Here is a 13,138-nt window from a genome sequence, read left to right as displayed (position 1 = left end):
GGTTTTTTTTCCGCTGTGGGAGGGAAGGAATGAGCCACCACCTGAAGATGATTCTGGGTTGCCTGTTGCCGCTGCTGGTTATTTTCCTGTTGCCGCTTTTCGGCCTGGGAGCAGGGATCAGTCTCTTTCTCTTCATCGTTCTGATGTTTGCCTGCCACTTGCTGATGCTGCGTGGTCACGACCACCGGCATCGTGAAGATCGTGAAAAATGACAGGCTCGCCAGCAGGATTTGGGTGATACGTTTACGCCGCCACCCCGGCGCCAAAACTCGGACAGGCTCCGGCGCGGCTTCGACCGGGAGGGCCATAAACAAAAAACGCTTCAGGAGGCGGTGATGGAAACCTTGAGCATCAAACGGTTGGGCTTTTCCCTGGGCATGGGCATGGCCATTATCTATCTCGGTTGTGTTTTTGTGATGCTGACCGTGCCCCGGGATGCCGCGGTCGGCTTCTTTAACAGCCTAACCCACGGCGTCGACTGGTCGCCGATCATGCGCTGGGAGATGCCGTGGTGGGAGATGATCATCGGCGTGATCCAGGTTTTTATCCTGGGTTGGCTGTTTGGGGCGATGATTGCCGCCTTTTATAATCTCGGCGGGAGGATGGCAAGGGAACGGACATGAGCCTCGGCCAATGCCCCGGATAATCTTCAGGAGTACAGATCCAGGCCGCAGAATGCAGGATGCCGGACCCAAGACTTCTCTGCGTGCTGACGACGATCTTTTGATCATGTGTCTTTTATATCTTGCATAGGGAGGACCGATATGCACGAGCACTCATCATCCGGACACGACTCCCAACCGCAGGCCGGAGCGAATACCGGTCCGGCAGACGCCAAGGCAACTCGCCCGGTTACTCTGGTGGTTCCCGGCATGTGCAGCGATCATTGCTCGCTGCTTATTTCGACTTCCCTCAAGCGATTGCCGGGGGTTGGTGAGATCCGCATGGATATGGCCAACCAGAGCCTCACCGTGGAGACCGATCCGGCCATGGTCACCACCGAGGCATTGCGGGAGGCGGTGGAGAAGGCCGGCTACGAGGTGGCAAGCATCATCCCCGAAGAGGCCGTCGCCGAAGCAGAAGAACTGCGGCTGCGGCTCACAATACCGGGCATGGGCAGCGACCACTGCGCGGGAATTGTTTCCCAGTCAGTACGGCGGTTGCCGGGAATTCGAGAGTTGCAGACCGACATTGCCAATACCCTGCTGACCGTGGAGCTTGAACCCGGCGCCGGCGTCGATGCCCAGGATGTGAAAAAGGCCGTGGAAAAGGCTGGCTACGATGTGGCCGGGATGCAGATCGAGGGTGGTGGCGGAGAGGCTTCGGGCAACCGGCTGCGGTTCACAATACCGGGCATGGGCAGCGACCATTGCGCCGGACTGGTTTCCACCTCCGTCCGGCGGCTGCCGGGGATCAGGGAACTGCAGACCGACATTGCCAATCACTGGTTGACGGTGGAGCTGGAAAGCGGGGCCGGGGTGGACGAGCAGGCGGTGCGGCAGGCGGTGGAGAAGGCCGGTTATGAGGTGACGCAGGTTGAAGATCTGGCCGCCGGCAGCGATGCCGGGGAGCCGGAAGCCATCGAAGAGGCCTATCTGCGCCAGGCCTGGCGCCGGCTCTGGATTGCCGCCATTCCGACCACCCTCATCATGGTGCTGATGGCGGTACATATGTTCTGGCGGCCCATTCCGGGCTATCTCGCCATCGTCGTGGTGCTGGCCTTTCCGGTGGTTTTTCTGGCCGGGGGCCGGGCCACCCATCGCTCGGCCCGGCGGTCGCTGCTCAACCGCACCGCCAACATGGACGTATTGATCAGCATGGGCAGCGCCCCGCCATACTTCATCGGCCTGGTCGGTTTTGTTTATCCGATGACCTCCTTTGTGGAGATGGCCGCCACCATCATGACCTTTCACCAACTGGGCCGTTATCTGGAAACGCGGGCCAAGGGCCGAGCCTCGCAGGCCATCCGTAAACTGGTCACCCTGGGCGCCAAAACGGCCACCATCCTGCGCGCCGAGCAGGAGGTGGAGATCCCGGTTCGGGAACTCCGGGCCGGTGACATCATGGTGGTGCGGCCCGGGGCCAAGATTCCCACCGATGGCGAGATCGTCGAAGGGGTCAGCCACATCGACGAGGCCATCGCCACCGGCGAATCGGTGCCGGTGGAGAAAGGCCCCGGCGAGCAGGTGCTGGGGGCCACCATCAACAAGGAAGGCCTACTCCAGGTACGCGCCACCCGGGTTGGCAAGGATACTTTCCTCGCTCAGGTGATCCGGCTGGTGCAGGAGGCCCAGGGATCCAAGGTGCCGATCCAGGAGTTTGCCGACCGGGTCACCAGTTATTTTGTGCCGGCGGTGATCGTGGTTGCCCTGGCCAGTTTCACCATCTGGCTCCTCTTCGCCGAGACTCTGCGGCCGATCCTCTACTGGGGCGCGGCTTTTCTGCCTTGGGTCGATCCGGAACTGCCCCCCCTGCTGGTCGCCATCCTCGCGGGCATTGCGGTGCTGGTCATCGCCTGCCCCTGCGCCTTGGGCCTGGCCACCCCCACCGCCATCATGGTGGGTTCCGGCATGGGGGCCGACCGGGGGGTACTGATCCGTTCCGGTGAGGCGATTCAGACGCTCAAGGACATCAAAATCATCGTTTTGGACAAGACCGGCACCATCACCCGGGGCGAGCCGGCCCTGACCGACGTGCTGCCGACGGCGGATTTCGACGAGGCCGACCTGTTGCGGGCGGCGGCCGGGGTGGAGGCGGGCTCGGAACACCCCTTGGGTCAGGCGATCGTCAAGGGCGCCCGGGAGCGCGGTCTCGAAGTTCCCAAGGTCGAGGAGTTCAAGGCGATCACCGCCGCCGGCGTCCAGGGCCGCATCGACGGCCGGATTGTGCGGGTGGGAGGCCGCCGGCTCCTGACGGAGGCCGCCATTGATCCGAGTGCTCTGGAAGAAGCCCTGGCCCGCCTGGAAAGCGAGGGCAAAACCGCCATGCTGGTGGCCATCGAAGACCGGGCCGCCGGGGTGATCGCGGTTTCCGACACCCTCAAGGAGGATTCCGTCGCGGCGGTGGCCGCCCTGAAAGAAATGGGCATCCGGCCGGTGATGATCACCGGCGACAATGAACGCACGGCTCGCAGCGTCGCGGCCCAGGTCGGCATCGACGAGGTGCTGGCCGGGGTCCTGCCGGAGGGCAAAGTGGACGCGGTCCGCCGGCTCCAGGAGCGGCACGGGCCGACCGTGGCCATGGTGGGTGACGGGATCAACGACGCCCCGGCCCTCAAGCAGGCCAATGTCGGCATCGCCATCGGCGCCGGCGCCGATGTGGCCATCGAAGCGGCCGACGTCACCCTGGTCCGGGGCGAACTCAGCAAGGTGGTGGAAGCGGTCGCCCTCTCCCGGGCCACCTTCCGTAAGATCGTTCAGAACCTGTTCTGGGCCTGGTTCTACAACCTGGCCGCCGTGCCCATCGCCGCCCTGGGCCTGCTGCATCCCATGATCGGGGTTATCGCCATGACCACCAGTTCGCTCTCGGTGATCGGCAACTCACTGCTGCTCAAGCGAACTCGTTTAAAAGCCTGATCGGTCCTATGGCCGGAACGCGGCCGGCCGCCAGGATCTCGCAGAGGGGGAGCCGGTATTATGCACGTGGGGATGTGGGGCCTGGCGGTCATTGTCATCGTTGCCGTTTCGTGGCTGATGTACCGCTACCTGGCCCCCGACAACTGGAAGGAGTGGACGCGGGTTGGCGTCCTCCAGGCCTTTATCATCGCGTTTTACGCCGAGATGTATGGGTTTCCCCTGACCATCTATTTTCTGGCCCGCTTCTTTGGTCTCGATTTAGCGGTGACCCAGGGCGGCAACCTTTGGGAGCAGCTTTTCGGCACCCCCGTGGCGCATCTTGTCGCCATGGTGCTCGGTTATACCATCGTGTTCATTGGCGCGACCCTGGTAGCGGATGGCTGGCGCAAGATCTATCATGCCCGCCGCGCCGGGAAGCTCATGACCGAGGGCGTATATGCCCGGGTGCGTCATCCCCAGTACACCGGTCTTTTTCTCATCGTTTTCGGGGAAGGCGTGGTGCACTGGCCGACGGTTGTCTCAGGGTTCGCGTTCCTGGTGATTATCTCGGCCTACACGCTGTTGGCCAGGAAAGAAGAGCAGCAGATGCTGGACAAATTCGGTGATGAATATCGCGCGTATCAACAACGCACTCCCATGTTCATCCCCCGCTTCGGCGGCGGGCACCCCGAGGAGCTTTAAATGAGCGCTCAAACGGCAACCATCGTCAGCGGCATCGTCTTATTGGTTGTTTTTATCCTCGTGGGTTGGAATCTGCGGCGTCGTAACCGATCCGGCCAGGAACAACGCCGAAAGGACGCGCGGCATGACGACTGATAAACCGCCGGTCCGCCCGGCTGCCCCAAAATCTGCGAGGTTAAAATTGATGAACTTCCCTGGTTTCCACCTGCTGCGCAGCCTTCTTGGTTTACCGGCGATCATTTGTCTTTTGCTGTATGCCGTGGAACCAGTCAATTTTTCGTATGCGGCCCCAAGCGATGTTCCGGTTGCGATGGAGCAACCGGCAGACGAAGCGCCGGACCTTCAGTGGTTCAAGGAGGAGATGAGAATTTCGGACCAATACGTTGACCGGCAGGAAGGCGTTTTCGGCATGTCCTGGGCGCATTTTTTTACCATGATCATTCTAGGATTGTTTGCTGTCTGGGCCCTGGTGGGGATTGTCATCCGTTACAAGCGCACCCAGCAATTACTGGAAGCGATTCGAAAGGAGGAATGAAATGGCATTTATAGTGGATTTTGCGGCATCGAAAAAAACCGTCCAATGGGACGATTCTCACCAAAGCCTGCTCGAACTGGCGCGAGCAAACGGGATCGAAATCGAAACCGAATGCGAAGCCGGCGTGTGCGGCAGCTGTAAAATCCGCCTTATTTCCGGGGAAGTGGCAATGGACCTTGACGACGGGCTCGAGGAAGAAGACCGGGCGCAAGACATGATCCTTCCCTGCGTGGCCGTGCCCAGAACCGACATCTCCCTTGATGTCTGAACGGATATTCTAACTCATGCTGACCGAAAAGAATATCCAGGCCCTGATAGCCGGTTTTTTTGTTTTCCTGGTGCTGAGCGTGGGGTTTCACCGCGACCCCGATTTTGCCGGGAGCGCGCTCGGGCACAGCCTCGGCATAGCCGGCACGGTTCTAATTTTCATGGCCATGATATATCCTTTTCGCAAACGGATCCTGAAAAAAAAGGGCCGGCAGAATCCGTTGAACAGCCATATCGCCTACGGCCTGGTGGGGCCGTCGCTGGTGGTTATCCACGCGGCCCACGATACCGGCAGCCTGATCGGCACTTTGGTTTTTTTGGCTCTTCTGATCGTGGTTCTGTCAGGTATTATCGGGCGGTTTTTATACCTTAAGGTCAATCGCTCGGTTCGGGAGCAACAAGCGGCCCTGGAGTTGCTCAAGAACAGCTTTTACGCCCGGGAAAAGGCAATGCGCGCGGCTTTGGCCGCCAGGCAGGGTGATATCGTCGTCAAGAAGGCGGAACCTGGGCGAGATTCCGCAGATGCTGATGAGGAATCGCTGGAGCAACACGACCGGCTCATGGAAGAGGCGTGGAGCATTTCCGAACTTGAATACGCGGTGACATTCTCGGGCCCCCTCAAACGTATGTTTTCATGGTGGATGCAGGCGCATAACCTGTTTACCGTCTTCTTGTTTGCCCTGATCGCAGTTCATGTGCTCGCCACTCTTTACTACGGACTCCGATGGCTGCCATGAAAAAGCAAATATTCAGCGGCATGGCTCTCCTGTTGATTATCGGCTTGGCCGCCGCCTGGCTCTACAGTAACGAGCAGGCGGCCAAGCCGGGCGGGCTCAGCAGTGCCCACGCGGCGTTCACTGCCTGTCAAACTTGCCATGTACCCTGGAGAGGGGTGGACGAGCAACGCTGCCGGCAATGTCATTTCTTCGGCCAGGTGGAAGATCTCAAGCCCCAACTCCGGTTTCATGAAGCCGGCAAGCACTGCCTTGCCTGTCACCGGGAACACCGGGGCCGGGGGGGAGATATTTCGAGGATGGATCATACCCTGCTAAGCGGGGAACTCCAATGTACCCAGTGCCACGTGGACCGCCATGCTTCCAGATTTGGCAATGACTGCCGGGAGTGCCACGGGATCAGCACATGGCGGATCGAGGGCTTTCGCCATCCAGCGGACGACAACAGAAACTGCCACCGTTGCCACCAGGCGCCAAGGTCGCATTATTACGATGAACTGTGGGAAAATTTTCAAAAAACTCATTTGGAATGGCGCCGCATAGAGACCATGCCGCCCCGCGAAGAATGCTGGCGATGTCATATCACCCACAGATGGGGTCACCGGCGGATGCCGCATGACTTCTGAGCCGGTCTGCGAGTCCCGCCAGCGGGAACCAAGCCGACCGCAAAACGGCAGATACAATAATAAAAACAGGAGCAACCAGCATGACACTCAAGTCCATTGCAGGAGAATTCTCGGTTGTATTGGTAATTTTGAGCGTGCTTGTCTGGCCGGCCAGGCCTGCGTTCGCCCACTGGGGGCGAGACGGGGACTGGTCGATGGGGCCCGGCATGATGGGAGGAATGGGATGGTTGGGCGCCATTCTGATGATAGTCTTCTGGGTCCTGGTGCTCGTCGGCCTGTTTTTGCTCATCAAATGGCTGTTGCTCCAGACCCGATCAGCCTCAACTCCATCGGCCCTTGAAATTCTGCAGGAGCGCTATGCCCGTGGGGAAATTGACAAAAAGGAGTTTGAAGAAAAGAAGCGAGACCTGCTTGCATAACGCGGAGTCGCACTGTTTGTTCGCGTGGGTGTTATCCTGGTCAGAGGGTTGGCCAGGCAGTTTGTTCTTGGGATGCAGTTGCCGCCAAGTCTGAATCGGGTGGGGACATGGCAAATTGACCCATAATCCTATGGATGGAGGTATGACGATGAAGAAAACGATCCTGCTGGCCCCCTTGTTGTTTGTTCTCGTGGTGGTCGTTCCTGGCTGGGCGGAAGAAGCCCACCATCCGGCTGCTGATCCGAGCCCGGAAGTGATCCAGATGGACCAGGAAAAAATTGACGCTCCCATGCAGCGGATGCAGGAAACCCGCCAAAAAATGCAGGAGGCAAAGAGCCCGGCGGAAAGAAAAAAATTAATGCACGAACATATGCAGCACATGCGAGAAGGCATGGGAATGATGGAGATGATGGGCATGATGAGGATGATGGGCGGGATGGATGGGATGAGGGCTGAATCGGAGATGGAACAGATGCCGATGGCCGATCGCATGGCCATGATGGAGAAAAAAATGGCCATGATGCAGGAAATGATGAAAGGCATGATGCTGCAGCAGGAAATGATGCTGCAGGAGTAAATCTTAGGCAAGAAGCCGGGATACGGCACCGCTGCAAGGTGGTGCGAGTAAACCAGCTAATCGGCCAGTAGTTTTTCAGCTCTGGCCATCAACCTGAAAAAGGAGGTAGAAAGATGAAGATTGTAAAGCTGGCCCTGTTGTTGATCGTAGTGCTTGCCCTGAGCCTCTCGATGGCTTGGGCGGCCGGGCATCTGCCGGAGGAGAGAGGCAAAAAACTGTTCAATGATCCCGGCTTTGCCGGCGGGACCACGTCCTGCAACGCTTGCCACCCTGGCGGCCAGGGACTGGAAAAGTCCGGGGAGAAAACCGCCTTCACTATCATGGGCCAAAGGCAGGGCACCCTGGAGGACGCGGTGAATTTCTGTATTGTCAATGCCAACAAGGGCCAGGCCATCGCGGTTGATTCGCCGGAGATGCAGGATATGGTCGCCTACATCAAGTCTCTGAAGTAGGCAGGCCAACCTGCCATGCTGAACGACGGCTGGGGCCGGCGGATTCTGGCTTTGCCGGAATTCAATCTGGCCCTGTTCGCCCTGCTGCTGAACTACCCCTGGGAGTTCATCCAGATCCCCTTTTTCGAGCAGATGCCGACCCTGCCCCACGGGGAGGCGGTGCTGTTCTGCACCCGGGCGGCCCTGGGCGATGTTTTGATCGCCCTGGCGGCCTTCTGGGTGGTGGCCCTGGCGCGGGGCGATCGAGGTTGGCTGCGGCGGCCCGACCGCCGCGCCGTTCTGGGCTTTGTCGCGGTGGGGCTGCTGGTGACCGTGGGGCTGGAGTGGCATGCCACCGAAGTAGCCGGCCGCTGGCATTACAGTGAACTGATGCCCACCGTGCCCCTGCTGGGTACCGGCCTGCTGCCCCTGCTTCAGTGGTTGCTGCTGCCGCCGCTGGTGGTCTGGTTTGCCCGCCGGCAGATCCGGGGTCAGGAAGCTTTGCGGGGCGATTGCCGCTGAACCAACCGGGCGCGGCAGCTCAGGCGGAAGGCGAGACTTGCCGGAACGGCTGGACCTTGTAGCTCGAGCCGGCCGGCACCAGTTCGCGAATGGCCGCCAGGTCGGCGGGGCTCAGCAGGTCCGTGACCGCCGTGGTCCGGAAGTGGTGGGCGATGCCGCTGGCGGCAATCATTTCCATAGAGCGGCGGATGAGGGCGGGGTCGATGGCGACCCCGGCCAGTTGCGGGTACTTCTCCCAGGGGGCCTTGAGGTCCATGGCGATATAATCCACCACTCCGGCGGTCAGCGCCTGGGCCAGCACCGCGGGCCGGCTGCCGTTGGTATCCAGCTTGACCGCCAGGCCCAAGTCCCGCAGGCGGCGGCAGAAGGGGAGCAGTTCCGGCTGCAGGGTCGGCTCGCCGCCGCTGATCACTACCCCGCCGATCTTGCCCATGCGGGCCGCCAGCCGGCCGATTATCTCCTCGCGGTCATAAAGGGCCGGGCCCTGCGGATCGAGCAGGCCGGGGTTGTGGCACCAGGGGCAGCGGAAGTTGCAGCCCTGGGTGAAGATCACCGCCGCCAGCCGGCCGGGATAATCGCTGAAGCTGGCCGGCAGATAGCCGCCGATCCGCAAGGGGCTGCAAGGCCCCGCATCTTGCTTCGTTCGGGCCGGTACAGCCAGTAAACCATGTTGCGCTGTTGCGAACGCCGCAAGATGCGGTTCCCGGGGCCCGCTGGCGCCAGGTGATGCCGGGCGGGGCTTGCCCCCTTCAGCTGTTGGGCCGCGCTTCATGGCGGGCCGCCTCGGCTCCGGCGTCAAAGGTTGGTTCCGGGGCGCGGACGGTTGCGGCGGCGGGGTGCTTGCTGCCGTTGCGGTCCCGGCGCGGCGCGGTCCCCGGGCGGGGGGCCAGCCGGTAATGGGAGCGGGCGGCAAATTCCGCCTGCTTGCCCTCGTGCCATTGCTGGATCGGGCGCAGGTAGCCCACCACCCGGGAATAGATCTCGGTGACGGTCCCACACTGCGGGCAGCGGGTTTGTTCCCCGGCCAGGTAGCCGTGCTCCTTGCAGACCGAAAAGATCGGGGTCAGGGTGAAATAGGGCAGGCGGTACTGGGAGCAGACCGTTTTGACAAACTCCTTGACCGCCCCGGGATCGATTTCGGCCTCGCCGAGAAAGCAGTGGACCACGGTACCGCCGGTGTATTTGGCCTGCAACTCGTCCTGATGCTCCAGCAAGGCAAAAATATCGTCGGTGTAGTTGACCGGCAACTGGGTCGAGTTGGCGTAGATCGGCAAACCTTCCTCTCCGCCGCAGGTCAGGGAGGCGGCCAGGCCGGGAAAACGGCGGGCGTCGAGCTTGGCCAGCCGGTGGCCGGTACCCTCGGCCGGGGTCGCTTCCAGGTTGTACTGGTTGCCGGTTTCCTCCTGGAACCGGCGCAGCCGCTCCCGCATGTGGTCGAGGACCCGCAGGGCGAACTGCCGACCCCTTTCCTCGCCGATATCCACTCCCAGCAGGTTGAGGCAGGCCTCGTTGGTCCCGATCAGGCCGATGGTGGCGAAATGGTTTTCCCAGAAGCGGCCGAAGCGCTGGTGGACCTGGCGCAGGTAGAAGCGGGTATAGGGGTAGAGGCCCTTGGCGGTGAAATTTTCCAGCACCTTGCGCTTGGTTTCCAGCGAGGTGCGGGCGATCTCCATCAGCCGGTCGAGGCGCTGGAAGAAGTCGGCCTCGTCGCCGGCCTGGTAGCCCAAGGCCGCCATGTTGATGGTCACCACCCCGATGGAGCCGGTCAGGGGATTGGCCCCAAAGAGTCCTCCGCCGCGCTTTTCCAGCTCGCGGGTGTCCAGCCGCAGGCGGCAGCACATCGAGCGGGCGTCGTCGGGGTTGAGGTCGGAATTGACGAAGTTGGCGAAGTAGGGCAGGCCGTAGCGGGCGGTGGTCCGCCAGAGGCTCTCCAGGTTGGGGTCGTCCCAGTCGAAGTCGGCGGTGATGTTGTAGGTGGGGATGGGAAAGGTGAAGGCCCGCCCCTTGCTGTCGCCGGCGGCCATGACCTCGAGGAAGGCCTGGTTGAGCAGGTTCATCTCGGCCTGGTAGTCGCCGTAGACGCTCTCCTGCTCGACCCCGCCAATGATCACCGGCGCGTCCCTGAGGGTCGCCGGCGGGTGCAGGTCCATGGTCAGGTTGGTAAACGGGGTCTGGAAACCCACCCGGGTGGCGACGTTGAGGTTGAAGACGAACTCCTGCAGGGCCTGCCGGACCTCGCGGTAGTTGAGCTCATCGACCCGGATGAAGGGAGCCAGCAGGGTGTCGAAGCTGGCGAAGGCCTGGGCCCCGGCCGCCTCGCCCTGGAGGGTGTAGAAGAAGTTGACGATCTGGCCCAGGGCGCTGCGGAAATGGCGGGCCGGGCCGCTTTCCGCCTTGCCCGGGGCCCCGGTGAAGCCCTGGCGGAGCAGATCGCGCAGATCCCAGCCCACGCAGTAAACCGAGAGCAAACCGAGATCGTGGATATGGAGATCGCCGGCCAGATGGGCCTCGCGCACCTCGGCGGGGTAGATCTTGTTGAGCCAGTAGTTCTTGCTGATCTCGCTGGAGATATAGTTGTTGAGCCCCTGCAGCGAGTAGGACATGTTGGAGTTTTCCTGGACCTGCCAGTCCAGTTTCTGCAGGTAGCCGTCGATCAGATCGAGATCGGTCCGGGTCACCATTTCCCGGATCCGGGCGTGCTGGTCGCGGTAGAGGATGTAGGCCTTGGCGGTTTTCTTGTAGGGCGAGGAGAGCAGCACTTCCTCGACCAGGTCCTGGATTTCTTCCACCGACGGAACGGCGGCCGCGGCGGCTTCCTCCCCGCTGAACAGGTTCTGGGCGATGGCCAGCACCTGCATGGTCAGCCGGCGGGCCTCGGGCCGGCCGATTTCACCGGTAACCTGGCCGGCCTTGTGGATGGCGTTGGTGATTTTTTCCGCCTGGAAGGGCACCTGCCGGCGATCCCGCTTGAGGATCGAGCTGAACAACTGGGCCGGTTGGGATTTGGCGGCCGGGGTCGGGGACTGGTTGAGGGCCCGGGCCTGCCTGGGAACTTGGGACATGACACTCTCCTTTGCGCGAGGCAGAGAATAACTGGGAGCCGGCCCGCGGCTGGGCCGGGCAGGCTGGTTTCACGGCAGGTCTTCGGACTTTCAGGCGGACTGCAACCTACTGATCATCCCTTCCCGGCCCGGGGGCCAGTGGTAATGACAACGTTCGTTCCTGATCACCGCTGCGCGACAGTTCCGGTCTCTCACCGGATTCCCTTTTCATCCCTTTCCGCCAGCAACGGTCAGGGAACCGCTTACCCACTGTATATCGTGTCACCGGTTGCAGGTCAATACAAAATATGGTGTAGGGAGTTGGGTCTGGTTGAGCCGCCCTTCCTTTATCGGCGAACCTGCCACGAGTAATTATTTTGCCGAAAAATGGCGATTCCATCTAGCCCGCCAAGCCGGTCTAAATGGGGGATTCGCCATTGTGGGGCCGGCTCTCAGCCCATCGCCCGGTTTCAATCGCCATATTTTGCTTGTGGTAGCGAGCTGATTTAGCTAGCCTAACAATAATTGTTGGAGAACAAAAACCCGCCATCTTGGGGGAGGGTTTCATGGCAAAAACGCATAGCTTCAACGAACTCCGCCGCCAACAGATAACCGCTCCGGGCAAATGGCCCGTGAGCGGTTATTTTTGTGGATTAAGGTCACGCTGAAACAGGGCTTTGGAGGGCGTGGCAGAAAAAAACTAAACTCCGCGATGAAGACGTTAGTTGCACCGTTTCAGGGATTCTCGAATGTAATTTTTTGCCCCACCTGGAAAGAACTTGCGAAGATGGGTTTCTGCCCCTGCCAATAATGGCGTTTTGGACTTTTTACTAGGGAGGTGAAGGAGATGATTATGAAAAAGTACCTCAGTATCGCATTTGTTTTTGCTTTGTCATTGGGCTTTATTGCAACGACCGCCCAGGCGCAGACCTACGCTTTTGGCAATCTGGCTGCGGTTTGGGTCAGTGACGCGGATGCGGGCTTCGACATCCCCGGCTTTGGCACCGGGATTACTTTGGCGGAAATCAGTTTTGACAGTGGAATCGGTATTACCGGGGGCTTTGGCCATGCCTATGGCAACGGACTTCGGACCGAGGTTGAATTGGCTTACCGGAAAAATGATCTCGACCAACTCGCGGGAAGGGGACCATTCGTCGGGGCTCCGAGAATGCCCCTGAATGGTGACATTTCCTCCCTGGCATTGATGATCAATGGTTTTTATGATTTCAATTTGGGCTTGCCGGTCACCCCCTTTGCCGGTGGTGGTTTAGGTATCGCCAGAGTAAGAATTGACAGCGATTGGCTTGGCGTTGACAGCAGCGACACGGTTTTTGCCTATCAGCTGGGAGCGGGACTGGCTTTCGCGCTGAATCCCCAGGTTAATATCGACCTGCAATATCGTTTCTTCGCCACCCTCGATCCCGAACTTAAGTTCCAGTCTGGCGAGCGCTTTGATACCGAATACATGACCCACAATGTCATGCTTGGGCTTCGTTACAGCTTCTAAGCCGCTTGGGCTGGGCGCAGGACAAGGGCCTCTCGATTATTCGAGGGGCCTTTTTTTAACTGAATTTTTGCTCTTGGCCCTCACCCTCGCTGTCGCCAGGCCTGTTCACCTGAAACACCCCGCTCTTTTTCCGCCAACCTCCACGCCTTACTTTTCAAGGAAGAATATTCCGCCGGATTCAGCGGCTATTCGGCAGCGGATCTCTTGCTGGCAAAGTGCTAAT

General features: G+C 60.5%; 16 protein-coding genes and 1 riboswitch. Of the genes, 14 read left to right on the top strand and 2 right to left on the bottom strand.

Going from position 1 to position 13,138, the window contains the following annotated elements; genetic code table 11:
- Positions 1-29: 29 nt before the first annotated feature.
- The 13 genes from ACHHTY_RS04760 to ACHHTY_RS04700 all read left to right on the top strand — a co-directional run bounded on the left by ACHHTY_RS04760 (position 30) and on the right by ACHHTY_RS04700 (position 8,367).
- A complete protein-coding gene (locus ACHHTY_RS04760) occupies positions 30-212 on the top strand; it encodes a hypothetical protein (RefSeq protein ID WP_395492940.1) in 183 nt (60 codons plus the stop codon).
- Between the two features lie 123 nt (positions 213-335).
- Positions 336-623 carry a DUF5676 family membrane protein gene (locus tag ACHHTY_RS04755; RefSeq protein WP_395492939.1) on the top strand — a complete coding sequence of 96 codons (288 nt, stop codon included), beginning with the start codon at positions 336-338 and terminating at the stop codon, positions 621-623.
- Between the two features lie 141 nt (positions 624-764).
- Entirely contained in the window at positions 765-3,575 is a 2,811-nt protein-coding gene (locus tag ACHHTY_RS04750; protein ID WP_395492938.1) for a heavy metal translocating P-type ATPase, read from the top strand.
- A gap of 60 nt (positions 3,576-3,635) precedes the next feature.
- Positions 3,636-4,256 (top strand): methyltransferase family protein, encoded by a 621-nt coding sequence (locus ACHHTY_RS04745; protein ID WP_395492937.1) that lies wholly within the window; start codon positions 3,636-3,638, stop codon positions 4,254-4,256.
- Complete coding sequence (locus ACHHTY_RS04740) at positions 4,257-4,391, top strand: hypothetical protein (RefSeq protein WP_395492935.1); 135 nt, start codon at positions 4,257-4,259, stop codon at positions 4,389-4,391. It begins immediately after the preceding gene.
- Complete coding sequence (locus ACHHTY_RS04735; RefSeq protein WP_395492934.1) at positions 4,381-4,791, top strand: hypothetical protein; 411 nt, start codon at positions 4,381-4,383, stop codon at positions 4,789-4,791. Before ACHHTY_RS04740 ends, ACHHTY_RS04735 begins: the two co-directional genes overlap by 11 nt.
- A gap of 1 nt (position 4,792) precedes the next feature.
- Complete coding sequence (locus ACHHTY_RS04730) at positions 4,793-5,059, top strand: 2Fe-2S iron-sulfur cluster-binding protein (RefSeq protein WP_395492933.1); 267 nt, start codon at positions 4,793-4,795, stop codon at positions 5,057-5,059.
- 16 nt (positions 5,060-5,075) lie between these two features.
- Positions 5,076-5,795, top strand: coding sequence for a hypothetical protein (locus ACHHTY_RS04725; RefSeq protein WP_395492931.1), 720 nt, complete (start codon positions 5,076-5,078; stop codon positions 5,793-5,795).
- Positions 5,792-6,418 carry a hypothetical protein gene (locus ACHHTY_RS04720; RefSeq protein WP_395492929.1) on the top strand — a complete coding sequence of 209 codons (627 nt, stop codon included), beginning with the start codon at positions 5,792-5,794 and terminating at the stop codon, positions 6,416-6,418. Before ACHHTY_RS04725 ends, ACHHTY_RS04720 begins: the two co-directional genes overlap by 4 nt.
- A gap of 80 nt (positions 6,419-6,498) precedes the next feature.
- Positions 6,499-6,837 (top strand): SHOCT domain-containing protein, encoded by a 339-nt coding sequence (locus ACHHTY_RS04715; RefSeq protein ID WP_395492928.1) that lies wholly within the window; start codon positions 6,499-6,501, stop codon positions 6,835-6,837.
- A gap of 148 nt (positions 6,838-6,985) precedes the next feature.
- On the top strand, positions 6,986-7,414 hold the full coding sequence (locus ACHHTY_RS04710) for a hypothetical protein (protein ID WP_395492927.1): 429 nt from the start codon (positions 6,986-6,988) through the stop codon (positions 7,412-7,414).
- A gap of 113 nt (positions 7,415-7,527) precedes the next feature.
- Positions 7,528-7,866, top strand: coding sequence for a c-type cytochrome (locus tag ACHHTY_RS04705; RefSeq protein ID WP_395492925.1), 339 nt, complete (start codon positions 7,528-7,530; stop codon positions 7,864-7,866).
- A gap of 15 nt (positions 7,867-7,881) precedes the next feature.
- On the top strand, positions 7,882-8,367 hold the full coding sequence (locus ACHHTY_RS04700; RefSeq protein WP_395492923.1) for a hypothetical protein: 486 nt from the start codon (positions 7,882-7,884) through the stop codon (positions 8,365-8,367).
- A gap of 19 nt (positions 8,368-8,386) precedes the next feature.
- Here the strand turns inward: ACHHTY_RS04700 and ACHHTY_RS04695 are convergent, their stop codons facing one another.
- Positions 8,387-8,980: an anaerobic ribonucleoside-triphosphate reductase activating protein gene (locus ACHHTY_RS04695; protein WP_395492921.1), complete on the bottom strand. Its 594-nt coding sequence runs from the start codon at positions 8,978-8,980 to the stop codon at positions 8,387-8,389.
- A gap of 136 nt (positions 8,981-9,116) precedes the next feature.
- Positions 9,117-11,354: a ribonucleoside triphosphate reductase gene (locus ACHHTY_RS04690; protein WP_395492980.1), complete on the bottom strand. Its 2,238-nt coding sequence runs from the start codon at positions 11,352-11,354 to the stop codon at positions 9,117-9,119.
- A gap of 131 nt (positions 11,355-11,485) precedes the next feature.
- Positions 11,486-11,687, bottom strand: a riboswitch (cobalamin riboswitch).
- A 574-nt stretch (positions 11,688-12,261) separates the two neighbouring features.
- Here ACHHTY_RS04690 and ACHHTY_RS04685 point away from each other — a divergent pair.
- Complete coding sequence (locus tag ACHHTY_RS04685) at positions 12,262-12,915, top strand: outer membrane protein (RefSeq protein ID WP_395492920.1); 654 nt, start codon at positions 12,262-12,264, stop codon at positions 12,913-12,915.
- The last annotated feature ends 223 nt before the right edge of the window (positions 12,916-13,138 follow it).

The sequence above is a fragment of the Desulfurivibrio nitratireducens genome, from assembly GCF_044068515.1.
Lineage (GTDB): Bacteria > Desulfobacterota > Desulfobulbia > Desulfobulbales > Desulfurivibrionaceae > Desulfurivibrio.
The sequence above is the reverse complement of the archived record's forward strand: the minus strand, read 5'-3'. Positions and strand labels throughout refer to the sequence as shown.

What these genes read in the sequence shown, in the direction of transcription:
- ACHHTY_RS04760 (WP_395492940.1), top strand. Translation starts at nt 30, where the DNA reads ATGAGCCACCACCTGAAGATGATTCTGGGTTGCCTGTTGCCGCTGCTG.
- ACHHTY_RS04755 (WP_395492939.1), top strand. Translation starts at nt 336, where the DNA reads ATGGAAACCTTGAGCATCAAACGGTTGGGCTTTTCCCTGGGCATGGGC.
- ACHHTY_RS04750 (WP_395492938.1), top strand. Translation starts at nt 765, where the DNA reads ATGCACGAGCACTCATCATCCGGACACGACTCCCAACCGCAGGCCGGA.
- ACHHTY_RS04745 (WP_395492937.1), top strand. Translation starts at nt 3,636, where the DNA reads ATGCACGTGGGGATGTGGGGCCTGGCGGTCATTGTCATCGTTGCCGTT.
- ACHHTY_RS04740 (WP_395492935.1), top strand. Translation starts at nt 4,257, where the DNA reads ATGAGCGCTCAAACGGCAACCATCGTCAGCGGCATCGTCTTATTGGTT.
- ACHHTY_RS04735 (WP_395492934.1), top strand. Translation starts at nt 4,381, where the DNA reads ATGACGACTGATAAACCGCCGGTCCGCCCGGCTGCCCCAAAATCTGCG.
- ACHHTY_RS04730 (WP_395492933.1), top strand. Translation starts at nt 4,793, where the DNA reads ATGGCATTTATAGTGGATTTTGCGGCATCGAAAAAAACCGTCCAATGG.
- ACHHTY_RS04725 (WP_395492931.1), top strand. Translation starts at nt 5,076, where the DNA reads ATGCTGACCGAAAAGAATATCCAGGCCCTGATAGCCGGTTTTTTTGTT.
- ACHHTY_RS04720 (WP_395492929.1), top strand. Translation starts at nt 5,792, where the DNA reads ATGAAAAAGCAAATATTCAGCGGCATGGCTCTCCTGTTGATTATCGGC.
- ACHHTY_RS04715 (WP_395492928.1), top strand. Translation starts at nt 6,499, where the DNA reads ATGACACTCAAGTCCATTGCAGGAGAATTCTCGGTTGTATTGGTAATT.
- ACHHTY_RS04710 (WP_395492927.1), top strand. Translation starts at nt 6,986, where the DNA reads ATGAAGAAAACGATCCTGCTGGCCCCCTTGTTGTTTGTTCTCGTGGTG.
- ACHHTY_RS04705 (WP_395492925.1), top strand. Translation starts at nt 7,528, where the DNA reads ATGAAGATTGTAAAGCTGGCCCTGTTGTTGATCGTAGTGCTTGCCCTG.
- ACHHTY_RS04700 (WP_395492923.1), top strand. Translation starts at nt 7,882, where the DNA reads ATGCTGAACGACGGCTGGGGCCGGCGGATTCTGGCTTTGCCGGAATTC.
- ACHHTY_RS04685 (WP_395492920.1), top strand. Translation starts at nt 12,262, where the DNA reads ATGAAAAAGTACCTCAGTATCGCATTTGTTTTTGCTTTGTCATTGGGC.